This is a genomic window from Roseateles sp. GW823-FHT07B05 (assembly GCF_058794515.1).
The window spans coordinates 64,901-88,321 of record NZ_JBXAGX010000008.1; the positions used below are offsets into that span (position 1 = coordinate 64,901).

Consider the following 23,421-nt stretch of genomic DNA (forward strand, 5'->3'; position numbering starts at 1 on the left):
TCAGGTCGGGAGGAAGCGGTAGGTGATCTGGTGGCGGTAGGTCTGGCCGGGGCGCAGTACGGCGTCGCGCTGAGGCCATTCGGGGTGGTGGAGGCTGTCGGGCAGGGCCTGCGGCTCCAGCGCCAGGCCGGCATGGGCGGCGTGGGGCCGACCCTGGCGGTCGGGCGTGCGGGGCAGGAACTCGCCGGCATAGAACTGCAGGCCGGGCTGGTTGCTGCGCAGGTCCAGCGTCAGCCGGCCGTCGCCCGACTGCAGCGTCGCGTTGCCGGCCAGCCAGCAGTGGTCGTGGCAGGCCGGCGCGGCGCCGGTCTCGGCCAGGGCGGCCAGTGCATCGCCGATGCGGCGCGGCGTGCGGAAGTCGAACGGCGTGCCGGCGACGTCGGCCTGCTCGCCCGTCGGGATCAGGTCGGCGCGCACGGGCAGGTAGCGGTCGGCCTCAATCTGCAGCCGGTGGCCGCGGATGTCGGCCGCATCGCCGTCGAGGTTGAAGTAGGCGTGGCTGCTGAGGTTGCACAGCGTGGGCGCCGTCGTCGTGGCCTCCAGCGTCACGGTGACGGTCAGCGGCGGCTGCACGCGGTAGGTCGCCCGCACGCTCAGCTCGCCCGGGAAGCCCTGGTCGCCGTCGGGCGACACGAGCGCGAGTTCCAGCCTGTCCCCGGTGTGCGAGGCCACCGTCCACAGCTTGCGATGGAATCCGCCCGCGCCGCCATGCAGCTGATGTTCGCCTTCGTTGGCCTGCAATGCAAAGCGCTGGCCGTCCAGCTCGAACGCCGCGCCGGCGATGCGGTTGGCGTGGCGGCCGACGATGGCGCCGAGGTAGCCCGGCTGCATCAGGTAGTCCGCGGGCGTCTGGTAGCCCAGCAGCACCTCACGCGACGCGCCGTTGACGGGCACGCGGCACGACGTCCACGCGGCACCGGCGTTGGTGACGGCGATGCGCAGGCCGTCGGCAGACTGCAGCGTGAACACGTCCAGCGCCGTCATGCCAGCACCCCGGCACCGCCCGACGCGGCGCAGACATGCACCTCGGCCTCGCGGCCGTCGGGCGAGCGGTAGTCCGCCGCCACGGCGGCGCGGATGTCGTCCACCAGGCCGGCCGGCGCCAGCGCGATGACGCAGCCGCCGAAGCCACCGCCGGTCATGCGTGCGCCGCCGGCGTCGCCGATGACGTCCTGCACCCGCGCGGCCAGCGCGTCGATGGCGGGCACGGTGATCTCGAAGTCGTCGCGCATGGACCAGTGCGACTCGCGCATCAGCCGGCCCATCTCGCGCAGGTCGCCGTGCTGCATGGCCGCGGCCATGAGCTCGCAGCGTTGGCTGTCGCTGATGATGTGCCGTGCGCGGCGGCGCACCACCCCGTCCAGCGAGCCGCCGCGGCGCGACCACAGCGAGTCGTTCACGTCGCGCAGCGCCTTCACGCCCAGGCCCACCGCCGCGGCTTCGCACTGCTGACGGCGCAGGTTGTATTCACTGTCCACCAGGCCACGCTGGATCTTGGAGTCGATGACCAGCACGGCCGTGCCGGCGGGCAGCGGGATGGGCCGCACGTCCAGGCTGCGGCAGTCCAGCAGCAGCGCATGGCCTTCGGCGCCCAGCGCCGACGACATCTGGTCCAGCACGCCACACTGGCAGCCGGCGTAGACGTTCTCGGCCTGCTGGCCGGCCAGCGCCATCGCCTTCGGACCGAGCTGCCAGCCGTTCAGCGCGGCCAGCGCCTGGCCCACGGCCAGCTCCAGCGATGCCGACGAGCTGAGCCCCGCGCCCTGCGGCACGTTGCCGGCAATGGCCAGCTGCGCGCCGCCGACGGCCAGGCCCTGGGCCTTCAGCACGGCCACCATGCCCTGCACGTAGCGCAGCCACTGCGGGCTGTTGCTCACGTCGGCCGCGTCGCCGACGCGGAAGCGCCCCAGCGCCTCGCCGAGGTCGCAGGCCAGCACCTCGATGACGTCGTCGTCGCGCGGCGCGGCGGCCACGACGGTGTCGCGGTCGATGGCGCAGGGCATCGCGAAGCCCTCGTTGTAGTCGGTGTGCTCGCCGATGAGGTTGACCCGCGCCGGCGCCCGCGCGACGCGCTGCGCCCCGGTGCCGAAGGCGCGCAGGAACCCCTGCGCCGCACGCTCCCGCGGCGTTGTCTCGCGTGCCGTGGTCATGCCGCCCTCGCCCGGTAGTGCGTCGTGTCGCTGGCGTCGCGCAGGCGCTGCGCGGCGGCCTCGGGCGTCAGGTCGCGCTGGGCCTCACCCAGCATCTCGAAGCCCACCATGAACTTGCGCACGGTGGCCGAGCGCAGCAGCGGCGGGTAGAAGTGCGCGTGCAGCTGCCAGTGGCGCAGCGCGGCGTCGTCGGCGCGGCCGGCCTCGTGCGGCGCGCCGTGCCAGCCCATGGAATACGGGAACGAACAGCGGAACAGGTTGTCGTAGCGCGTCGTCAGCCGGCGCACGGCGACGGCGAGGTCGTCGGCCTGCACGCCGGTCAGCGCATCCAGCCGCAGCGTGTGGGTCTTGGGCAGCAGCAGCGTCTCGAACGGCCACGCGGCCCAGTAGGGCACGACAGCCAGCCAGTGCGCGGTCTCGACGACGACGCGCTCGCGCGCGGCCAGTTCGGCACGCGCGTACTGCACCAGCAGCGGCTCGCCCGTTGCGGCCAGGTGCTCGCGCTGGTGAAGGTCTTCCAGCGCGGCTTCGTCGGGCCACTGGTCCAGGCCCCAGACCTGGCCATGCGGGTGCGGGTTGGAGCAGCCCATGGCCGCGCCCTTGTTCTCGAACACCTGCACCCAGCGGTGGCGCCGGCCCATGTCAGCGCTCTGCTCCATCCAGGCCTGCACGACGCCGCGCAGTGCGGCCGGGTCCAGCTCAGGCAGCGTCTTGCCGTGGTCGGGCGAGAAGCACACGACGCGGCATTCGCCGGCGACGGGCTGGGCCTGCAGCAGCGGGTCGGTGGTGGCCGGCACGTCACCCGACGCGGGTTGCAGGGCCGCGAAATCGTTCGCGAAGACGAAGCTGCCGCGGTAGTCGGGGTTGCGCTGGCCATTGGCGCGGGCGTTGCCGGCGCACAGGTAGCAGCCGGCGTCGTGCGCGGGCAGCGGGGCGGTGTCGACCGCCTCCTGCGCGCCCTGCCAGGGGCGCTGCGTGCGGTGCGGCGACACGAGCACATGCCGACCCGTCAGGGGGTTGCGGCGGCGGTGCACGGTCGCGCTGGGATCTGGGGAACTCATGCATCGCATTGTCGCCAGTTTATTTGTTAATAACGATCAGTCTTTACCCTAATCACCGCGCCGCTTCCCAGGGAAAGCGCCGCTGCGCCAGGGCAAATGCGCCGAATAAACTTGCGACTTCTTCGGGTTCAAAGTGCGAGAGGGCAAAACATGGAGGTCGCAGGCAGCCGCATCCTGATGGTCGAGGGCGACGCCGCGCTGGCCGTGGCCAAGGCGCTGGCGTCGGACACCCGCCAGGCCATGCTGGGCACGCTGACGAACCAGGTGCTGAACGTGTCGGAGCTGGCCACGGCAATGGGCCTGCCGCACTCCACCGTCAGCTTCAACATCAACCAGCTGCAGGCCGTGGGCCTGGTGTCGGTGGAGGTGGAGCCCGGCACGCGCGGCCAGCAGAAGCTGTGCTCCAAGCGCTACGACGAGGTGCGGCTGCGCCTGCCCGGTGCGGCCGTCGAGAGCAAGCCCAACGTCATCTCCGTCAGCATGCCGGTGGGCAGCTACCGCCATGTGGAGGCCCGCCCCAGCTGCGGCCTGGTCAGCGAGACCAAGATCATCGGCATGCTGGACGACCCGCGCTCGTTCTTCGAGCCCGAGCACGTCTACGCCCAGCTGCTGTGGTTCGGCGGCGATGGCTATGTGGACTACGCCTTCCCCAACAACCTGCCGCACGGCGCGGTGCCGTCGCACCTGGAGCTGTCGATGGAGATCTGCTCCGAGGCACCGCAGTTCAACGAGGACTGGCCGTCGGACATCACGCTGTGGATCAACGACATCGAGATCGGCACCTGGACCAGCCCCGGCGACTACGGCGGCAAGGCCTCGCTGCTGATGCCGTCTTGGTGGCAGACCGACCGCACGACGCACGGGCTGCTGAAGCAGTGGAGCGTCGGCGCCAAGGGCTCGATGATCGACGGCGTGGAGCTGAGCAGCGTGGGCATCGACCAGCTGACACTGCCGCAGACCAACCACATCAAGGTGCGCCTGGGCATCAAGCCCGACGCGCGCAACCGCGGCGGCATGAATTTGTTCGGCCGCAAGTTCGGCAACTACCCGCAGGACATCGTCATGCGCGTGGCGTTCGACTTCCCGCGAGGATCCGGCCCTGACGTAGCGTGATGGCTTGCGGGCCGAGCGCCGGGCCGCTCCCAAGCCGGCCCGCCTTGGGCGATGTGCTTGCCGGTCAATCCGGCAAGCATCGCCGTCCCCTCGGGGGCTTCGGCCGGACACATTGAGCCCACTGGGCTCGATGTGCCTGCCGAAGCGCAGCGGCCGCTGGCCGCTGCGCGGTCCCGACTGGGCTTGCCTGCATCCAGCAAGGCAAGACCGGGCGAGGGGCCTCAATTCAATAGCCTTTCGGGTTCTGCGACTGCCAGCGCCACGAGTCGGCACACATCTGTTCCAGGCTCAACTCGGCGCGCCAGCCCAGCACCGATCCAGCTCGCGCCGGGTCGGCCCAGCTCTGCGCCACGTCGCCACCGCGCCGCGGCACGAACTCGTGGGCGAGCGGCTTGCCGCAGGCCGCTTCGTAGGCGCGCAGCACCTCCAGCACCGAGTGGCCGCGGCCCGTGCCGAGATTGAAGACCTGCCACCCCGGCCGGCCATGCACATGGCCCAACGCCGCGAGGTGGCCGGCGGCGAGGTCGAGCACGTGGATGTAGTCGCGCATGCCGGTGCCGTCGGGCGTGGGGTAGTCGCTGCCGAAGATCTGCAGCGCCGCGCGCCGGCCCACCGCCACCTGGGCGATGAAAGGCATCAGGTTGTTGGGAATGCCCTGCGGGTCCTCGCCCAGCCGACCGCTGGGGTGGGCGCCCACCGGGTTGAAGTAGCGCAGCGCGCACAGCGACCAGCTCGCATCCGCCACGGCCAGGTCCTGCAGCATCTGCTCCACCATCAGCTTGCTGCGGCCGTAGGGGCTGGTCGTGCCGGTCGGCGCGTCCTCGCGCAGCGGCATCGTCTCGGCCAGGCCGTAGACGGTGGCCGATGAGCTGAACACCAGCGTGCGCACGCCCGTGTCGCGCATCGCCGCCAGCAGGCTCAAGCTGCCCTGCACGTTGTTGTCGAAGTACTCGAGCGGCTTGTGGACCGACTCGCCCACCGCCTTCAGCCCAGCAAAGTGCATGACGGCCTCGATGCCATGCTCGGCCAGCAGCCGGCGCAGCAGCGCGCCGTCACGCACATCGCCCTCGCAGAACGCCGGCGCCCGCCCCGCCAGTTGCTCGATGCGCGCCAGCACCGCCGGCTTGGCGTTGCTGAGGTTGTCCAGCACCAGCACGTCGTGCCCCGCCTGCAGCAGTTGCAGCGTCGTGATGCTGCCGATGTAGCCGGCCCCGCCGGTCACGAGCACTCGCATGTCGTCTCCCACTCCGTGTTTGCCCCATTATTAACCAATTAACTTGTTATAAACAAGAAAGCCGAATAGCATCGCTCCGCCTGGCGGGCAGACCTGCCCGCGGGCGAGGAGACAACACCGATGAACAACGACGACACGCCCGACCTGGCGCTGCGCCGCCGGGGCCTGCTGGGCCTGGCCGCCGCCGCCGGCCTGGGCCTGCCAGGAGCCGCGATGACCGCGCCGCAAACGCAAGACACCTTCACCAACCCCGTGCTGCCCGGCGTCGAGGCCGGCGACCCCTGGGTCGTCTGGCACGCCGGGCGCTACTACCTGACCGCCACCTTCGACCCCGAAGGCAGCCTGTGGGTCTACAGCTCCGACCGCTTGAGCGACTGGCGCCACGCCGAGCGCCGCAAAGTCTGGACGCCCGAACCCGGCGGCCCGCGCAGCAAGATGATCTGGGCGCCCGAGCTTCATCAGCTCAACGGCCGCTGGTACCTGTACTTCACCGCCGCCGACGGCATCGACGCCAACCATCGCCACTACGTGCTGGAGGCCGAACACCCGATGGGCCCGTTCGTCGACCGCGGCCGCGTGCACCAGGAACACGAGCGCTACTCGATTGACGGCTCGGTGCTGCGCCTGAAGGACGGCCGGCTGTACTGGATGTACGCCGACGACGGCCTGTGGATCGCGCCCATGAGCAGCCCCACACGCGCCAGCGGCCCCGGCGTGCGCATCGTGCGCGGCGAGCACGACTGGGAACGCGGCTGGCACAAGGTGGACGGCCGCTGGCAGAAGCAGACCAACGCGTTCTGGATCGAGGCCCCGCAGGCCCTGCAACAGTACGACCGCAGCAAGGGCCGCGACTTCGTCATCTACTCGGCCGGCCACACCGCCGCCGTTTACTACCTGGGCCTGCTGGAGCTGACCGGCAAGGACCCGCTGGACCCGAAGAGCTGGGCCAAGCACCCGACGCCGGTGTTCGGCCCGACCGACAAGGTCTTCGCGCCCGGCCACAACAGCTTCACGCGCTCGCCGGACGGCAAGGAAGACTGGCTGGTCTACCACGCCAAGGACCAGGATGCCGGCGACGCCAGCGGCCGCACGATGCGCGTGCAGCGCTTCGAGTGGTCCGCCGACGGCCGGCCCGTGTTCGGCCCGGCAATCGCCAGCGGCGTGCCGCAGCGCAAGCCGTCCGGCGAAGCCTGACCGCCTAGCCCCTCCCCTCCCTTTCCACACGCCCGCCGCAGCGCCCGCTGCGATGCGGTGGGGCGGACTCATCCCCACGTTTTCTGGAGCGCAACAATGTCCCTCCTCATGAGACTCTGGCAAAAACTCGTCGCCACCGCCGTGCTGCTGCCGGCCCTGCTGCTCGTCGGCGCCTGCGCCAGCTGCGGCGGTGGTGGCGGCGGTGGCGGCGGCTCGCCGGCCACGCCCGACCCCGTGCCGCCGACGCCCGTGCCCACCCGCACCGGCACGCTGCTCAACGGCGAGGCCGAGGCCTTCTACCCGCGCGTCATCCGCCTGGCCCACCAGGCCGACGCGTCGCTGAACGGCGCCGTCATCGCCAGCGCCATCGCCTTCCCCGGCGGCACCGGCCAGGGCCGCATCTTCATCAGCCGTGACGACGGCGCGAGCTTCGCCGTGCAGGGCGCCGTGACCGACGCCGCCTGGCCCAAGGGCCTGTGCTGCGGCTCCGTCTACGAGCTGCCGTCCAGCGTCGGCGTGCTGCCCGCCGGCACGCTGCTGTGGTCGGCGTCCATCGGCCAGGACACGCCCGGCACGCCGATGAAGCACCCCATCTACCGCAGCAACGACGCCGGCAAGACCTGGGCCTCGCTGAACGCCAACTGCGGCGTCGGCCGCAAGCCGCGTGGCGGCGACGGCACCGGCATCTGGGAGCCCGAGTTCCTCGTCACCAAGGACGGCCAGCTCGCCTGCATGTACTCCGACGAGACCGACGACGGCGCCTCGCAGGTGCTGAAGATCATGAGCACCGCCGACGGCGTCACGTGGACCGCGCCGCGCCTGCTGGTCGCCGCCGTCAAGGCCACCGACCGCCCCGGCATGGCCGTCACCAGCCGCCTGGGCGACGGCAGCTACCTGCTGAGCTACGAGTTCTGCAGCACGGCCGGGCTGGACTGCCGCGTCTACCTGAAGCGCTCGGCCGACGGGCTGGACTGGGGCTCGCCGGCCGACAAGGGGCAAGAGCCCAAGACGGCCGACGGCGGCTGGTTCCGCCACGCGCCCACGCATGTGTGGCTGCCCGCGCAGAAGCGCATCGCGCTGGTCGGGCAGATCCTGAACACCGGCGCCGGTGCGGTCGACACGGCCGGCAACGGCGGCACCATCTTCATCAGCAGCACCGCCGACGGCAGCGGCGCGTGGACGACGATGGCCGCACCGATCAAGGTGCTGAACGCGCCGAACGGCACCAACTGGTGCCAGAACTACTCGTCGCCGCTGCTGCCCACGGCCGACGGCAAGCAGCTGCTGATGCTGGCCAGCGACTTCGAGACGGTGAACGGCGTGCAGCAATGCCGCACGCGCTTCGCGCGCGGCAACCTGCCGTCCTGACCCCGCGGGCTGAGGGCGCGCCTCAGCCGCACTGTCCCACGTAGCCACAGGCGGTGCAGAAGTCGCAACCGTCCTTGTGGATCATCGTGGCGTTGCCGCACTCCGGGCAGGGCTTGCCGGCCTGCACCTGCAGCGTGCCGGCCGCCGCCGCGAGCTTGGGCGCCGGGGCCTGCAGCAGGCCCATGTCGGCCAGCGGCTGGCCCGTCTCGTCCAGGATGCCCAGCATCGCGTAGCGGTGGATGACCAGCCGCGCCACGTAGGCCACCGTGGACGGCCACACCTGCTGGCGCCGCTCGCCGCTCAGCGACGGCACCGGCGCCATGAAGTGGCCCAGCGGCTCGCCGACGTTGAGCAGCTTGCGCAGCTTCATCGCGATCCAGCCCGGGTCCATGACGCGCATGTCCAGGCTCAGCAGCCGCGCCAGGCCGTCCAGCGCCTTGGGGTAGTTGCCCGAGAAACCCATCGCGCAGGGCCGCATGACGCTACCGCCGTCCGGCGTGGGCAGCACCACTTCCTTCAGCGTCAGCGTGAACTGCTCGTTGGTGGCCGGGTTGTCCACGTCCACCGCCCAGGCCAGCGTGCCGGACGTGCCGGTGCGCGGCTCGTTGCGGCTGAACATCGCGTCCACGACGGGCGTGGGGCCGCCCTCCGCCAGCGCGCCCAACTGCTCGCAGCGCCAGCGGATGACGGCCGCCGTCGCGGCGACGACGCCGGGGAACAGCCGCTTCTCGCCGCTGGGCGGCATGGGCATCTCGAAGGCGCGCTCCTCGGCCACGGTGGCCAGCGCGTCGAGCTTGAGGCGCAGCCACGCGGCGTCGTTGGTGCGCAGGTCGGTGGACAGCGTCTTGGCCAGCGCCGCCAGGCCCCGCGGCTGCTCGGCGCCGTTGACCCAGACCTCGAACGGCAGGTTGCGGCCGAACAGACCGCCGTCGGGGCCGTCCAGCGGCAGCTCGCCGATGAACAGCGCGAAGTCGCCGTGCGGATGCTGGATCAGATAGCTCCAGGCCGGGTTGCCGCCGGGCATGTCGGGCCGGCTGGGCCAGCGCAGCGACGCGACGACGGCCTGCGGCAGGCGATCCACCTTCAGGCGCTGGTTGGCGCCCTCCACGTCGGCGCGCAGCGGCTCCGGCTGCTTGACCTCCGGTGTCACGCTGAGCACCGAGCCCAGCACGCTGTTGGGCCGGTAGGTCGCCAGGCCCTTGAGCTTGGACTGCCAGGCCTGCACGTACAGGTCCTGGAAGTCCTCGTAGGGGTAGTCCGCCGGCACGTTGACCGTCTTGCTGATGGACGTGTCGATGTACGGCGCCACGGCCGCGACCATCGCGGCGTGGTCGGCCGCGCTCAGTTCCAGCGCGGTGACGAAGGCGTCGGACAGCGGCGCATCGGCGCCGAACAGGTGGCGGTACAGGCGCCAGGCGTGGTCTTCGACCTGGTACTCCTTGAAGCCGCCGCCCTCGGCCTGCGACAGGCGCTTCTTGCGCGTGTAGGCCCACGAGAACGCCGGCTCGATGCCGTTGCTCGCGTTGTCGGCAAAGGCAAGGCTGATGGTGCCGGTGGGCGCGATGGACAGCAGGTGCGAGTTGCGCAGGCCCTGGGCGCGGATCTTGTCCTTCAGGCCCTGCGGCAGCCGCGACGCGAAGCTGCCGCCGGACAGGTACAGGTCGGCATTGAACAGCGGGAAGCTGCCGCGCTCGGCGGCCAGGTCACTGCTGGCGGCATAGGCCGCGTCACGCATGATTTCGCTGATGCGGCTGGCCATGTCGCGCGCGGCAGGCGTGTCGTAGCGCAGGTTCAGCATGACGAGCGCATCGCCCAGCCCGGTGAAGCCCAGCCCCACGCGGCGCTTGTTGGCGGCCTCCTGCGCCTGCGCGGGCAGCGGCCAGGGCGTCACGTCCAGCACGTTGTCCAGCATGCGCGTGGCGACGGCCACGACCTCGGCGAAACCAGCCTCGTCGAACACCGGCTTCGCGCTGAACGGGTCGCGCACGAAGCGCGTCAGGTCGATGGAGCCGAGGCAGCAGCAGCCATAGGGCGGCAGCGGCTGCTCGGCGCACGGGTTGGTCGCCGCGATGGTCTCGCAGTAGTGCAGGTTGTTGTCGGCGTTGATGCGGTCCAGGAACAGCACGCCCGGCTCGGCGTGGTCATAGGTGGAGCGCATGACCTGGTCCCACAGCTCGCGGGCGCGCACCTTGCGGTAGACCCACTGGCCGTCGCCGCGCTGGTAGGCGCCGGCCTCGATCTGCTCGGCGCTGGGCTGGGCCTTGTGCGCCAGCTCCACCAGGCCGTCGGCCTGCACGGCCTGCATGAAGGCGTCGGTCACGCCGATGGAGATATTGAAGTTGCGCAGGTCGCCCTGGTCCTTGGCGTGGATGAAGGCTTCGATGTCCGGGTGGTCGCAGCGCAGCACGCCCATCTGCGCGCCGCGGCGGCTGCCGGCGCTTTCCACCGTCTCGCAGCTGCGGTCGAACACGCGCATGTAGCTGATGGGGCCGGACGCGTGGCTGCGCGTGGAGCCCACCCAGGCCCCCGCCGGGCGGATGCGGCTGAAGTCGTAGCCCACGCCGCCGCCGCGGCGCATGGTCTCGGCGGCTTCGGTCAGCGCGGTGTAGATGCCCGGCACGCCGTCCTCGGCGGTCGCGATTGAGTCGCCCACCGGCTGCACGAAGCAGTTGATCAGCGTGGCCGACAGCTCGGTGCCGGCGGCGGACATGATGCGGCCGGCCGGCACGAAGCCACGCTGCTGCGCCTCCAGGAACGCCGCCGCCCAGCGGGCGCGGTCGGCCGGCTTCTCGGCCGCGGCCAGCGCACGGGCCACGCGCTCACGCAGCTCGTCGGGCGTCTGCTCGCCGCCCTTGGCGTACTTCTCGATGAGGACTTCGCTGGAGATGTCCTGCACGGGCAGGTCGGTGGTGCTGCTGCTCACGGTGGGCCTCGAATACTGGATGAATTTACAGTCTACGCCGCGATGCCGGCCCTGCACGGCCGACCTTGTTGCGGGAGGGGGCGAGATTGACAGCCCGCCCGGCGCCGCGCCTTGACCGGACGCAGAACCCGGCGTGTTCGCACCGTCAGAACGGGTTGATGCTCTTCTCGCGCCGGTAGTGGATGTAGCCCACGCTGGCGCCGGCGCGCAACCCCACGCCCAGCCGGATGGGTGCCAGCGTGATGCCCTTGAGCCGCTGGTAGTTGATGCCCGCGCCGCCGATGTAGTAGAGGCTGCCGTCCACGCCGGGGAAGCGCTGGTAGATGTCGGCGGCCTTGGGCAGGTGGTAGGCCAGCGTGAACACCTTGGACGCGTTGGCGCCCAGGTCGAAGCCGATGGACGGGCCGGCCCAGAACACCTTGCCGCCGCCACCGCCCTTCATCAGCAGCTCGCCCTCGCCGTAACGCAGGCCCACGGTGATGGCCGCGCCGGCTTCCTGGCCCTTGATGTAGGCGTTGGGGCGGCCTTGCTCCTTGAAGGCCTTCTCGATGACCTTGGCCAGCCCCTCGGTGGTCTGGCCGAAGAAATCGGTGGCGGCCTTGACGATGGAGTCCTCGTCGTAGGTGCTGTCCTTGTCGTCGGCAGCCCCGGCGGGCAGCGCCATCGCGGCGGCCATGGCGGCCAGGTGTTGCAGGTGCAGGCGGCGGTCCATCGTGGGTCTCCTCAGAACAATCCCGAAGCGGCCCAGCATAAACAAGCCCACGTGAAGTTTGGCCGCTCGTTGCGGCTTGACACGACCTAGACTCCCCGACCATGTCGTCCAACCCCGACCTGCAGCGGCTGTCGGCCGCCCTCGAATACGTGGACTTGGCGGCCGGGCTGTACCTGGCCGGCGGCGCCGACCAGGCTGCGCGGCTGCTGGCCGCCGCGGCCGAGCAGCAGCTGGGCGACCTCGTGCGCCTCATCGATGCCCCCAGTGCCAGCGTGGACACCCGCGAGCTGCTCGCCCGCATCGCGCTCGCGCACCGGCCGGCCGTCGTCGCACCGCGCCAGGCGCCGGCCCGCGGCTGGGACGAGGAGCCCACGCAGACCGACGCCACCCGCGAAGAGATCGTGGCCTATCTGCGCGCCGCCTGGTTCATGCTGGAGGCCATGGGGCTGGCGTCGCTCGCCCCGGAGCGCCTGCAGCAGGCCGTGGAGCACAGCACCGTGTTCGGCGGGGCTGGCGCCCTGGAGCCGTTCGTCTAGCATCGGCCCGCCTGCGCCGCCACCGGGAGACCATCATCAGCACCGAACGCCGCCAATTCGCCCGCGTCGCCTTTGCCGCCGGCGCCGAGCTGATCACCACGCAGGCGCTGCTGCGCTGCCAGGTCATCGACATCTCGCTCAAGGGCGTGCTGCTGCAGCTGCCCGACGGGCCGCCGCCGCAGGCCGGCATGCCCTGCCTCGTCAAGCTGCCGCTGGGGGACGAGAGCACCGAGATCCACATCGCCATGGCCGGCGAGCTGGCGCATGTGGAGGCCGGCCATGCCGGCGTGCTGTGCCGCAGCATCGACCTGGAGTCCATCACCCACCTGCGCCGCCTCATCGAGGTGAACCTGGGCGACCCCGCCGCGTCGGAGCGCGAACTCAAGGCGCTGATTGCCGCGGCCAGCACGGCCTGACCCGGTTCCGTCGCATCGCGCCCCGCCCGCTGGCGGGCACCGCAGAATGGGCGCCATGGAGGACCTGAGCCCGCTGCAAGCGTTTCGCCGCATCTGCAACCTGCGCATGCTGGCGGCCGTCTATTACTTCTGCCTGCTGTACGCCTTCTCGCGCTCGCTGAGCTGGTTCGGCGAGGAAGGCGGCGCCTCGCTGGGCGACGCGCTGTTCGAGCTGGTGCGCTTCAGCCGCCAATGCCTGCTGACCGGGCTGTCGCTGCTGCTGGCCGTGGGGCTGGCCGAGGCGCTGCTGGCGCGCCGGCGCTGGCCGCTGCCGGCCCAGCTGGCGGTGCAGGCACTGGCCGTGGGCGGCGGCGCCGCGGTGGGCACCTGGCTGCGCTACGCGGTGGCGGCGCTGGACAAGCCCATGCCGTTCAAGCTCGGCTGGGCGCTGTCGACGATGGCCGTCTGGGTGCTGCTGGGCGGCCTGGCCTACGCGCTGCTGCGCATCAGCCGCCAGCAGCGCGAGGGCCGCGACCGGCTGGCCCGGCTGTTCCGCGAGCGCGAGGCGCTGAAGACGCAGCAGACCGAGGCGCAGCTGTCGGCGCTGAATGCGCAGATCGAGCCGCACTTCCTGTTCAACACGCTGGCCAACGTCAAGCGGCTGTACGAGACCCAGCCCGAGCGCGGCCGCAACATGCTGGTGGCGCTGATCGCCTACCTGCGCGCCGCGCTGCCGGGCATGCGCCGGCACGAGTCCACGCTGGCCGACGAGCTGGAGCTGGTGCGCCACTACCTGGCCATCCTGCAGATGCGCATGGGCGAGCGGCTGTCGTTCGACATCGCCGCGCCGCCGGAGCTGCTGTCGGCGCACCTGCCCACGCTGGTGCTGCCCACGCTGGTGGAGAACGCGATCAAGCATGGCCTGTCGCCGCTGCCCGAGGGCGGGCGCATCGAGATCCGCGCGCACCACGCCGGCAACGGCGGCGTGAGCATCGAGGTACAGGACAACGGCCAGGGCTTCGGCGCGGCCAGCGGCGGCGCGGGCGTGGGCCTGGCCAACACGCGGGCGCGGCTGGCGGCCCGCTTCGGCGATGCGGCGTCGCTGGAGCTGGAGGCGGCGCAGCCGCGCGGCGTCGTGGCGCGCGTGCGGCTGCCCGCGGAGGCGCTCGCGTGATCGGCCATGTGCTGCGGTCCTGGCGCTCCGTGCGCCGCAGCGAGGTGCTGGTGTTCGTCGCCGCCGCGCTGCTGTTTGGCGCGCTGGACCTGACGTCGCTGGTGGAGGTCGACGTCGGCGACCACCTGATGCCGGTGCTCGTGCGCCACCTCAGCCTGCCGCTGGTGAGCTGCGCCGTGCTGCTGCTGTGCTGGCTGCCGGCCGCGCGCAGCAGCCCCATCCACCCGGCGCGCCGCGCCCGCCTCGTGGCCGCCACGCTGCTGGGCTCGGCGCTCATCATCGGCGTCGTCTACCCGCTGGCCGAGCTGGTGCCGGGCACGTCCATCTGCCAGCTCTACGCCGCCAAGCACGGCAAGCCCGACTGCAACGCCTTCCGCATCACGGCGCTCATCGGCGACACGCTGTGGGTCTCCATGCCGGCGCTGATGCTGGTGGGCATGCTGGAGTTCCGCGCGCTGCGCCGCCGGCAGGACCAGGCCGCGCAGGACCTGCTGCGCGAGCACAGCCAGCTGCGCCGCCACGCGCTGGGCGCGCGGCTGGCCGCGCTGCAGGCGCAGGTGGACCCGGCGCTGCTGTTCGACGCGCTGGTGTCCGTGGAGCGCGCCTACGACCGCCACGACCCGACGGCCAGCGCGCGGCTGGAGCGGCTCATCCGCCACCTGCGCGTGGCGCTGCCGCGGCTGCGCGAGGCTGGTGCCACGCTGGGCGGCGAGGCCGAACTGATCGCCAGCTACCTGGACCTGCTGCGCGACCTGGGCGGCCAGCCGCCCGCGTTCGAGGCCGAGCTGGGCTCGCGCGGCGCCACGTCGCTGCCGCCCATGCTGCTGCTGCCGCTGGTGCAGCGCGCGATCCGGCTGGGCGCCGCCGGGCGCTGCTGGCTGGCCGCCGACGGCACCCGCATCACGCTGGGCTTCGACGAGGAAGGCCTGTGCCGCGAGGATGAAGACCTCGCCTCGCTGCGCGAGCGCCTGGCCGTGCTGGATGCGCGGCTGACCTGCACCAGCGGCGCCGGCCGCACCGAATTCGAACTGCAACCATGAACCTGACCGCCCCCACCGCCGTCGTGGCCGAGGACGAGGCCGCGCTGCGCGGCGAACTGGTCGAGCAGCTGGAGCGGCTGTGGCCGGAGCTGAGCATCGTCGGCGAGGCGGCCGACGGCCTGGAGGCGCTGCGGCTGCTGGACCAGCACCGCCCCGACATCCTGTTCCTGGACATCGAGATGCCCGGCGCCACCGGGCTGGACGTGGCCCGCCAGGTCAGCGGCCGCAGCCATGTGGTGTTCGTGACCGCCTACGACCAGTACGCCGTTGCCGCGTTCGACCAGGGCGCCGTGGACTACCTGCTCAAGCCGCTGGCCGCCGCGCGGCTGTTCACGGCCATCTCACGGCTGAAGGTCCGGCTGGGCCAGGGCCAGCCGCCGGCACCGCTGGGCGGCGTGCTGGAGCAGCTCAGCGCGCGCCCCGTGCCGTCGGCGGCGCGCGCGCCGCTGCGCTGGATCAACGCGTCGGTGGGCCAGACGCTGCGCCTCATCACGGTGGACGAGGTGATGTTCTTCCAGAGCGACAACAAGTACACGCGGCTGGCGCTGAAGGACGGCGAGGCGCTGATCCGCAAGCCGCTGAAGGAGCTGATCGACGAGCTGGACCCGCAGCAGTTCTGGCAGATCCACCGGTCGACACTGGTGAACGTGAACGCGGTGGCGAGCGTGAGCCGCGACTTCCGCGGGCGCATGCAGATCAAGCTGAAGCACGGCAGCGAGATGCTGCTGGTGGCGGAGAGTTGTGCGCATCTGTTTCGGCAGATGTGAGGGCTTCAGGGTTTGTGGGTTTCTGGGTTTGGGTTGGTTGCTGGAAGCGGGCTGCTCACCGCTGCATTGCCGGGAGTTCCGCCCGGCGGCGGGGTAACTTTCTTCTGCGGGGCCAGAAGAAAGTCACCAAAGAAGAGGCCCTGAACCGCACTCGACCGCGGCGCCGCCATGAGCGGCGCGCGAAAACGCCCATCGGCATTTCGGGACGAAGCGAGCCGCTGCGCTCTCGCACCTGACTTGTCAAAAGCAGCGCTCATCGCCCCACCTGCCCGTCCGACGCGCGGCTGCACGCCGTGCTCACCAAAACAGCCCCATGCAGCGCCGCTCGGGCGGCGCGGCCGAGCACCACAGCACGTGCCGTCGCCCCAGCGACGCGGCTGTTCCTGGTAAGCCCGGCGTGCAGCCGGCGTTAAGCGGCGTGAAGGTTCGATGGATGGCGCTCGTCACAGGGACAGCAGCGAGAGCGAAGCGGGTCGCGTCTGCCCGGAATCACCGTGTGCGTTTTCGCGCGCCGCTCATGGCGGCGTGTTGCTCGTGTGCGGTTCAGCGCCTCTTCTTTGGTGACTTTCTTCTGGCGCCGCAGAAGAAAGTTACCCGCCCGCCGGGGCGGACTCCCGGCAATGCAGCGGTGAGCAGCTCGCTCCAAAAAAGCGATCAACAACAGCGCATCATCGCCACCCATGAGCAAAGCCCACCCCCTCCTCGGCGCCAGCCGCCTGGCCATCGATGCCGTCACCGGCGTCACCGACCTCGTCGAGGCCATGCATGCCGAGATCTCGCGGCTGCCGCTGACGGCGTCGCGTGAGCGCACCACCGGCATCACCGGCCTGGTCTACCGCAGCGTGCGCGGCGTGACGCGCCTGGTGGGTGGCGGGCTGGACCTGGCGCTCCATGCACTGACACCGCTGCTCGACCAGGCAGACACACAACACGCCAGCGCCGCGCAAGCAGCCCTGAACGGCGTGCTGGGCGACTACCTCGAAGCCACCGCCAACCCGCTCGCCACGCCCATGACGCTGCACCCGCTCGTCGACGGCGCGAGCGGCCCGGCGCTGGTGTTCCTGCACGGCCTGGGCATGAACGAGGCGCAGTGGCGGCGCGACGGCGCCGACTTCCCCGCCGCCCTCGCCGCGCTGGGCTACCGGCCGCTGGGCCTGCGCTACAACACCGGCCGCAACATCTGGCGCAACGGCGCCGAACTCGCGAAGCTGCTGGACACCGTGCCTGGCCCCGTCACGCTGCTGGGCCACAGCATGGGCGGCCTGGTCGCCCGCAGCGCCATCGCGCAGGCCCGCGGCCGCCGCTGGCCCGGGCGCCTGCAGGCGCTCGTCACGCTGGGCACGCCGCACCTGGGCGCGCCGCTGGAACGCGGCGGGCAGCAGGTGCAGCGGCTGCTGGCCGTCAGCGCCTACTCGCGCCCGCTCGCCGCGCTGGCGGCGCGCCGCAGCGCCGGCATCCGCGACCTGCGCCACGCCAGCCTGCTCGAAGCCGATGCCGACGCCGGCAAGGCCAGCCGCCTGCCGCTGCCCTCTGGCGTGCACTGCTACGCCATCGCGGCCACCACGGCGAAGCAACCCACCGGCGCGCCCGCGCGCTGGCTGGGTGACGGCCTGGTGCCCGTGGCCAGCGCGCTGGGCCAGCACCGCGAGGCCGCGCGCCGGCTGGCGTTCACCGACACCGCCGTCTTCACCGGCCTGGGCCACCTGGCGCTGCAGACCGACGCGGCCGTGCTGCAGCAACTGAGGGACTGGCTGAAGCCGGCTTGAGCTTCATGCCCATGTCGCGCACTGCGGCTAACGTCCGCACCATGCCGCTCGCCCCGCTGAAGCCCCCGCCCCGCCCGCGCCCCGCCGCACTGCTGGACCTGCCGCCCGACTGGCTGGGCTGGGTGGCCGACAACCGGCTGTGGAACTGCTCGCCCGCCTCCATGCTCGACACGATGACGGCCTCCGGGCTGGATCCGTCCACCTGCATGGCCGCCATCGAGCAGATCGAGCAGGACCCGGTGTTCCAGGCTGCCCGCCGCCACCAGCAGCTGCTGCGCAAGCTGGAGTCCGTCGCCGGCAACCTGCAGCAGCTGTGGCAGGGCGACCCGGGCTATGGCGTCATCGAGAAGCGCCGCGGCGTTTCCCGCGACGAGTTCATCGCCCGCTACGTACGCGGCTGCCGCCCGGTCGTGCTGACGGACATCGCCGAGGACTGGCCCGCCATGGGCCGCTGGTCGCCGGCGGACCTGCGCGAGCGCTTCGGCCACCTGGACGTGGACGTGCAGGTGGGCCGCAACACCGACACGCTGTTCGAGCAGAACAAGGAGAAGCTGCGCCAGCGCATGAAGGTGGCCGAGTTCGTGGACCTCGTCGTCAGCGGCGGCGCCACCAACGACCACTACCTGACGGCCAACGACGAGATGATGCGCCGCCCCGAGTTCCTGCCGCTGCTGCAGGACATCGGCCGCATGCCGCCCCTCTGCGACCCGGCGCTGCTGCACACGGCGGCGTCGTTCTGGTTCGGCCCGGCCGGCACACGCACGCCGCTGCACCACGACACGCTGATGCTGTTCCACACCCAGGTCGTCGGTCGCAAGCGCTGGCGCTTCGTATCGCCGCTGCAGACGCCGCTGCTCTACAACCGCATGGGCGTCTACAGCCCCATCGACCTGGACGCGCCAGACCTGCAGCGCTACCCGCTGCTGCGTGACGCACAGGTGCTGGAGGTGGTGCTGGAGCCGGGCGACACGCTGTTCCTGCCGCTGGGCTGGTGGCACCAGGTCAGCTCGCTGGAACTGAGCATGTCGTTCTCGTACACCAACTTCGCGGCCGACGTGCCCAACCAGTTCAGCTACGTGAACCCCAGCATCGGCAACTGGTAGCGGGCCACGCGCCGCCTTGACGGACGTCAAGGCGGCGCGATGCGGCCGGCGGCACGATGGCGGCGCTCAAGGAGGATTCCATGCCCCGCCGCATCGTGCTGATCCAGGCCCACCCGGACGCCGATGGCGGCCACCTCTGCCACGCGCTGGCGCAGGCCTATGCCGACGGCGCGCGCGAAGCCGGCCACGAGGTGCGCGTCATCGACGTGGGCCGGCTCGACTTCCCGCTGCTGCGCTCGCAGAAGGACTGGCTGGAGGGCGAGGTGCCCGCGTCGCTCAGGCCGGCGCAGGACGACATCCGCTGGGCCCAGCACCTGGTGTTCTTCTTCCCACTGTGGCTGGGGGATATGCCGGCGCTGCTGAAGGGCTTCCTGGAACAGATCGCGCGCCGCGGCTTCGCGTTCGAGCCCGTGCCGGGCAACCCGCTGGGCCGCAAGCTGCTGACCGGCCGCTCGGCCCGCGTCATCGTGACGATGGGCATGCCGTCGCTGGTCTACCGCTGGATCTTCCGCGCGCATTCGCTGCGCTCGCTGGAACGCAACATCCTCGGCTTCGTCGGCATCGGTCCCATCCAGGAGACGCTGGTGGGCGGCGTGGACGGCCTGGGCCGGGAAGGCGCGGGCCGCTGGCTGGACGAGATGGCCGAGCTGGGCCTGCGCGGCGACTAGCCGTCGCCTGCGCGACGGGCGCGGGGCGGGCGCCACGGCTAAGCTGGCCGGTTCGAAAAGAACCGCGCCAGGAGACCCGCCATGCCCGACAGCCACTACCGCATCTGCCCCTTGTGCGAGGCCTGCTGCGGGCTGGAAGTGAAGACCGACGGCGCCAAGGTCATCGCCATCCGCGGCGCCGAGAAGGATGTGTTCAGCCACGGCTACCTGTGCCCCAAGGGCGTCAGCCTGAAGGACCTGCACGAGGACCCCGACCGGCTGCGCACGCCGCTGATCAAGCGCGACGGTGTCTTCGTCGAGGCGACGTGGGACGAGGCCTTTGCCGAGATCGAGCGCCGGCTGCTGCCGCTGCGCGAGCGGCACGGCGCCGACGCGGTGGCGCTGACCATCGGCAACCCGGCCGCGCACAAGGTCAGCCTGCTGGCCTACACGCCGCGGCTCGTGAAGTCGCTGGCCACGCGCAACGTGATGAGCGCCTCCACGCTGGACCAGATGCCCAAGCAGCTCAGCAGCGCGCTGATGTTCGGCCACTGGCTGTCCATCCCGCTGCCGGACATCGAGCGCTGCGACTATCTGCTCATCCTGGGCGGCAACCCCATGGTCAGCAACGGCAGCCTGTGGACCGTGCCCGACTACCGCGGCAAGGCCAAGGCGATGCGCGCGCGCGGCGGGCGCATCGTCGTCGTCGACCCGCGCCGCAGCGAGACGGCCGCGGCCGCCGACGAGCACCTGCCCATCCGCCCCGGCGCCGACGCGCTGCTGCTGGCCGGCATCGCCTACACGCTGTTCGACGAAGGGCTGGTGAACCTGGGCCGGCTGGCCGAGCACGTCAACGGGCTGGACGACGCGTGCGCCGCCGTGCAGACCTTCGCCCCGGAGGTGACGGCCGCCGGCTGTGGCATCCCGGCCGAGACGCAGCGCCGCCTCGCCCGCGAGCTGGCCGCCGCGCCACGCGCCGCCGTCTATGGCCGCATCGGCACCTGCACGACGCGCTTCGGCACGGTGAACTCGTGGCTGGTGGACCTCCTCAACGTGCTGACCGGCCACCTCGACCGCGAGGGCGGCGCGATGTTCGCGAAGGCCGCCGCGTTCGCGCCCAACACGCAGGGTCAGCCCGGCCGCGGCAAGGGCGTGACGACGGGCCGGCGCAGCAGCCGCGTGTCTGGCGCGCCGGAAATCTACGGCGAGCTGCCCATCACGGTGCTCGCGGAAGAGATCGAGACCCCTGGCGACGGGCAGGTCAAGGCGCTCATCACCATCGCCAGCAACCCGGTGCTGTCGGCCCCCGGCGGCCCGCGCCTGGCGAAGGCGCTGGAAGGGCTGGACTTCATGCTGAGCCTGGACATCTACGTCAACGAGACGACGCGCCATGCCGACGTGATCCTGCCGGGCCTGTCGCCGCTGGAAGACCTGCACTTCGACGTCGCCTTCCCGCAGCTCAGCCACCGCAACCACGCGCGCTTCAGCGGCCCGGTGTTCGACGCCGCGCCCGGCACGCCGCAGGAGTGGCAGACCCTCCTGCGCCTGTGCGCGCTGCTGGAAGGCCGCGGCCTGAGCGTGGACGTGGCGCAGCTGGACGACGAGGCCATCGCGTCCGACGTGCGCCGCTTTGCCGGCGACCAGACGCCCGCCATCCTGGCCGCGCTGGACCCGTGGCGCGGCCCCGAGCGCCTCATCGACCTGCAGCTGCGCGTGGGCCCCTACGGCGACCAGTTCGGCCGCCAGCCCGGCGGCCTGACCCTGAAGAAGGTGAAGGCCGCCAGCACGGTGGACGGCGGCGGTGTGGACCTGGGCGCGCTGGTGCCCCGCATTCCGGAAGTGCTGCGCACGCCCAGCGGCAAGATCGAACTGGCGCCGCCCAGCATCCTGGCCGACCTGGCTCAAGTCAAAGCCGAACCCGCGCCCGAGTTCAGCCTCATCGGCCGCCGCGACACGCGCTCGGGCAACAGCTGGATGCACAACCTGCCCATCCTGGCCAAGGGCCCGGAGCGCTGCACGCTGCTCGTGAACCCCGGCGACGCCGACCGGCTGGGCCTGGCCGAGTTCGCGCGAGTGAAGAGTTCTGTGGGCGAGCTGATTGCCCGCGTGGAGCGCAGCGCCGACATGAGCCCCGGCGTGGTGAGCCTGCCGCACGGCTGGGGGCACGACCTGGCCGGCGTGCAGCTGGGCGTGGCCCGCGAGCGGCCGGGCGTGAACATGAACGCGCTGCTGGACGACGCCGCGCGCGACCCGCTCAGCGGCAACGCCGTGCTGAGCGGCGTTGCCGTGGAGATCACTGCCCCTTGAACAGGCCCTGGAAGGGGCGCGACACGGTCAGCACATCGGCCGAGCCGCGCAGCCGCAGCACCATGCCGCCGTCGTCGTCGCGCACCGCGCTGGCGATCTGCGCGCCGGCCACGACGACCGAGCGGTGCACCTGCTGGAATCGGGCCGGGTCCAGCTGCGCGATGAGGTCCTTCAGTGGCGTGCGCAGCAGCGCGTCGCGCTGCTGGCCGGCCTCCAGGTAGACGACGCGGGTGTAGCGCGCGTCCGACTCGAAGTAGACGACGTCGTCGATGCGGATCAGCCGCACCTCCTTGCCCACGCCGGCCTGCAGCGTGTCGGGCCAGGCCGGCCGGCGCTGCTGCGCGGCCAACTGCTCCAGCAGCTGCTGCAGCGCACCGGCCGCCGGCGGCGGGCGCTGCAGGCGCTCGCGCAGCCGCGCGACCGCCTGCGCCAGCCGCGCCGGCTCCAGCGGCTTGACGAGGTAGTCCACCGCGCCCGCGTCGAAGGCCTGCAGCGCATGGTCGCCGTAGGCCGTGACGAACACCACCGCGCTGCGGCCCGCAATGCGCCGCGCCACGTCGATGCCCGACAGCCCCGGCATGCGGATGTCCAGGAAGCACACGTCGGGCTCGTGGGCCAGCCACTGGTCCCACGCGTCGGCGCCGTGTGCGGCCTGGGCCACGATCTGCGCGTCGGGCCAGGCCTGGGCCAGCGCGTCGGCCAGCTGTTCGCGGGGCGCGGGTTCGTCGTCGGCGATCAGCAGCCGGGTCATGGCGACACCTCGATCTCGGCGCGCGTGCCGCCCTCGGCGCGGCGCTGCAGCGTGAAGCGGGCACGGTCGCCGAAATGGTGCTTCAGCCGCTGGCGCAGGTTGGCCAGGCCCACGTCGTCGGCGGCATCGTCGGCCAAGCCCAGGCCATCGTCATCGACACGCAGCCACCAGCGGCCGCCGGGGTCACCGCCGGCCGCCACCTGCAGCCGGCCGTCGCCGATCTTGGGTTCCAGCCCATGCTCCACGGCGTTCTCCACCAGCGTCAGCAGCAGGCCCGGCGGCAGCGGCTCGGCGGCCAGCTCCGGCGCGATGAGCACCTCGCCCTGCACGCGGCCGTCCAGCCGCGCGGCCAGGATGGCGAGGTAGTGGCGCACCGCCTGCGCCTCGTCGGCCAGCGTCACCGTGGCGCGGCCCAGCAGCTCGGTGCTGCGGCGCAGGAAGCCGGTCAGCTCGCGCAGCAGCGGGCCGGCGCGGTCGTCGCGGCGGTCCACCCAGTGCTGCAGCGTGGCCAGCGTGTTGAAGACGAAGTGCGGGTGGATCTGCGCCTGCAGCAGCCGCAGGTCGGCCTCGGCGGCGGTGCGCGCGGCAGCGTCGCGCTCGGCCAGCAGCTGCAGCCGCGACAACTGCCGCTCCCGCGCGCTGCGGCCGGCGCGCGCCACGCCGGTCAGCAGCAGCGCGAAGCTCAGGCCCAGCGGCACCACGGTGAGCGCCGAAGCCTGCAGCGACGCCAGCGCCTGGCCCAGGTCGAAGCTGCGACCGGCGAGCCCGCGGCCGACGCTCAGGCCTGCCAGCATCGCCGCGATGCCCAGCACCATGCCGCCCATGAAGCCGCCCACCACGCGCCCGGGCCGCTGCTGCGGCCGCAGCCACACGCCCAGCAGCGCGACGCTCAGCCCCACCATGACCAGAGCGGCCACGCCCAGCGACGGCCCCCAGCCCATGCCGCGCCCATGCAGCCAGGACGCGCCGCCCAGCAGGCACAGCAGCCAGCCGGCCCAGGCCGTCAGGCCCTGGCGCGAGTAGAGGTAGATGTCGATGAGCTCGACGCGCTCGCGCAGCATCGGGTCCTGCCGGCCGAAGCGCTCGTAGTAAGGCAGCGCCCAGCGGTAGTAGGCGCGCTGGAAGCGGTTGCCGGTGGCGAGGGGGTTGGGTGTGTCCATGGCCGGCACTCTAGGGGCGG

At 71.8% G+C, this 23,421-nt stretch carries 20 protein-coding genes; 12 read left to right on the plus strand and 8 right to left on the minus strand.

All coding sequences use genetic code 11. The features are described 5' to 3' along the window. The 3 genes from AC1Q7O_RS17720 to AC1Q7O_RS17730 are packed head-to-tail and all read right to left on the minus strand — an operon-like array spanning position 1 to position 3,211. Positions 1–984, minus strand: coding sequence for an aldose epimerase family protein (locus AC1Q7O_RS17720; protein ID WP_492660681.1), 984 nt, complete (start codon positions 982–984; stop codon positions 1–3). Then, entirely contained in the window at positions 981–2,150 is a 1,170-nt protein-coding gene (galK, locus tag AC1Q7O_RS17725; protein ID WP_492660680.1) for a galactokinase, read from the minus strand. Before galK ends, AC1Q7O_RS17720 begins: the two co-directional genes overlap by 4 nt. Beyond that, positions 2,147–3,211: a UDP-glucose--hexose-1-phosphate uridylyltransferase gene (locus tag AC1Q7O_RS17730; RefSeq protein ID WP_492660679.1), complete on the minus strand. Its 1,065-nt coding sequence runs from the start codon at positions 3,209–3,211 to the stop codon at positions 2,147–2,149. The genes galK and AC1Q7O_RS17730 overlap by 4 nt, the downstream gene beginning before the upstream one ends. Before the next feature lie 150 nt (positions 3,212–3,361). On the opposite strand from AC1Q7O_RS17730, the gene AC1Q7O_RS17735 reads away from it, so the two are divergent. Then, entirely contained in the window at positions 3,362–4,324 is a 963-nt protein-coding gene (locus tag AC1Q7O_RS17735) for an ArsR/SmtB family transcription factor (protein WP_492660678.1), read from the plus strand. A gap of 226 nt (positions 4,325–4,550) precedes the next feature. Here AC1Q7O_RS17735 and galE read toward each other — a convergent pair whose 3' ends face one another. Further along, positions 4,551–5,558 (minus strand): UDP-glucose 4-epimerase GalE, encoded by a 1,008-nt coding sequence (gene galE / locus AC1Q7O_RS17740; RefSeq protein ID WP_492660677.1) that lies wholly within the window; start codon positions 5,556–5,558, stop codon positions 4,551–4,553. A 120-nt stretch (positions 5,559–5,678) separates the two neighbouring features. On the opposite strand from galE, the gene AC1Q7O_RS17745 reads away from it, so the two are divergent. Beyond that, positions 5,679–6,752: a glycoside hydrolase family 43 protein gene (locus AC1Q7O_RS17745; protein WP_492660676.1), complete on the plus strand. Its 1,074-nt coding sequence runs from the start codon at positions 5,679–5,681 to the stop codon at positions 6,750–6,752. A 108-nt stretch (positions 6,753–6,860) separates the two neighbouring features. After that, entirely contained in the window at positions 6,861–8,120 is a 1,260-nt protein-coding gene (locus AC1Q7O_RS17750) for a sialidase family protein (RefSeq protein WP_492660675.1), read from the plus strand. A gap of 22 nt (positions 8,121–8,142) precedes the next feature. Here AC1Q7O_RS17750 and AC1Q7O_RS17755 read toward each other — a convergent pair whose 3' ends face one another. Continuing rightward, positions 8,143–11,043 (minus strand): adenosylcobalamin-dependent ribonucleoside-diphosphate reductase, encoded by a 2,901-nt coding sequence (locus AC1Q7O_RS17755; RefSeq protein WP_492660674.1) that lies wholly within the window; start codon positions 11,041–11,043, stop codon positions 8,143–8,145. Positions 11,044–11,188: 145 nt separating this feature from the next. Continuing rightward, on the minus strand, positions 11,189–11,755 hold the full coding sequence (locus tag AC1Q7O_RS17760; RefSeq protein ID WP_492660673.1) for a DUF1134 domain-containing protein: 567 nt from the start codon (positions 11,753–11,755) through the stop codon (positions 11,189–11,191). A gap of 101 nt (positions 11,756–11,856) precedes the next feature. On the opposite strand from AC1Q7O_RS17760, the gene AC1Q7O_RS17765 reads away from it, so the two are divergent. From AC1Q7O_RS17765 to AC1Q7O_RS17805, 9 genes are all read left to right on the plus strand, one after another. Beyond that, positions 11,857–12,291 carry a hypothetical protein gene (locus AC1Q7O_RS17765; RefSeq protein ID WP_492660672.1) on the plus strand — a complete coding sequence of 145 codons (435 nt, stop codon included), beginning with the start codon at positions 11,857–11,859 and terminating at the stop codon, positions 12,289–12,291. A gap of 35 nt (positions 12,292–12,326) precedes the next feature. After that, positions 12,327–12,707, plus strand: coding sequence for a PilZ domain-containing protein (locus AC1Q7O_RS17770; protein WP_492662734.1), 381 nt, complete (start codon positions 12,327–12,329; stop codon positions 12,705–12,707). 55 nt (positions 12,708–12,762) lie between these two features. After that, on the plus strand, positions 12,763–13,860 hold the full coding sequence (locus tag AC1Q7O_RS17775) for a sensor histidine kinase (RefSeq protein WP_492660671.1): 1,098 nt from the start codon (positions 12,763–12,765) through the stop codon (positions 13,858–13,860). Next, positions 13,857–14,900 carry a sensor histidine kinase gene (locus tag AC1Q7O_RS17780; RefSeq protein ID WP_492660670.1) on the plus strand — a complete coding sequence of 348 codons (1,044 nt, stop codon included), beginning with the start codon at positions 13,857–13,859 and terminating at the stop codon, positions 14,898–14,900. The genes AC1Q7O_RS17775 and AC1Q7O_RS17780 overlap by 4 nt, the downstream gene beginning before the upstream one ends. After that, positions 14,897–15,667 (plus strand): LytR/AlgR family response regulator transcription factor, encoded by a 771-nt coding sequence (locus AC1Q7O_RS17785; RefSeq protein ID WP_492660669.1) that lies wholly within the window; start codon positions 14,897–14,899, stop codon positions 15,665–15,667. The genes AC1Q7O_RS17780 and AC1Q7O_RS17785 overlap by 4 nt, the downstream gene beginning before the upstream one ends. A 680-nt stretch (positions 15,668–16,347) precedes the next feature. Continuing rightward, positions 16,348–17,433 (plus strand): alpha/beta hydrolase, encoded by a 1,086-nt coding sequence (locus AC1Q7O_RS17790; protein ID WP_492660668.1) that lies wholly within the window; start codon positions 16,348–16,350, stop codon positions 17,431–17,433. A 41-nt stretch (positions 17,434–17,474) separates the two neighbouring features. Next, a complete protein-coding gene (locus AC1Q7O_RS17795; protein ID WP_492660667.1) occupies positions 17,475–18,536 on the plus strand; it encodes a cupin-like domain-containing protein in 1,062 nt (353 codons plus the stop codon). An 80-nt stretch (positions 18,537–18,616) separates the two neighbouring features. Continuing rightward, the gene (locus AC1Q7O_RS17800; protein WP_492660666.1) at positions 18,617–19,204 is read left to right on the plus strand and encodes an NAD(P)H-dependent oxidoreductase; all 588 of its coding nucleotides are present in this window, start codon (positions 18,617–18,619) and stop codon (positions 19,202–19,204) included. A gap of 81 nt (positions 19,205–19,285) precedes the next feature. Next, positions 19,286–21,490 (plus strand): molybdopterin-dependent oxidoreductase, encoded by a 2,205-nt coding sequence (locus AC1Q7O_RS17805; protein ID WP_492660665.1) that lies wholly within the window; start codon positions 19,286–19,288, stop codon positions 21,488–21,490. On the opposite strand, the gene AC1Q7O_RS17810 is transcribed toward AC1Q7O_RS17805, so the two are convergent. Next, positions 21,477–22,241 carry a LytR/AlgR family response regulator transcription factor gene (locus AC1Q7O_RS17810; RefSeq protein WP_492660664.1) on the minus strand — a complete coding sequence of 255 codons (765 nt, stop codon included), beginning with the start codon at positions 22,239–22,241 and terminating at the stop codon, positions 21,477–21,479. The genes AC1Q7O_RS17805 and AC1Q7O_RS17810 overlap by 14 nt on opposite strands. Further along, positions 22,238–23,401, minus strand: coding sequence for a sensor histidine kinase (locus AC1Q7O_RS17815; protein ID WP_492660663.1), 1,164 nt, complete (start codon positions 23,399–23,401; stop codon positions 22,238–22,240). Before AC1Q7O_RS17815 ends, AC1Q7O_RS17810 begins: the two co-directional genes overlap by 4 nt. Positions 23,402–23,421 lie beyond the last annotated feature (20 nt).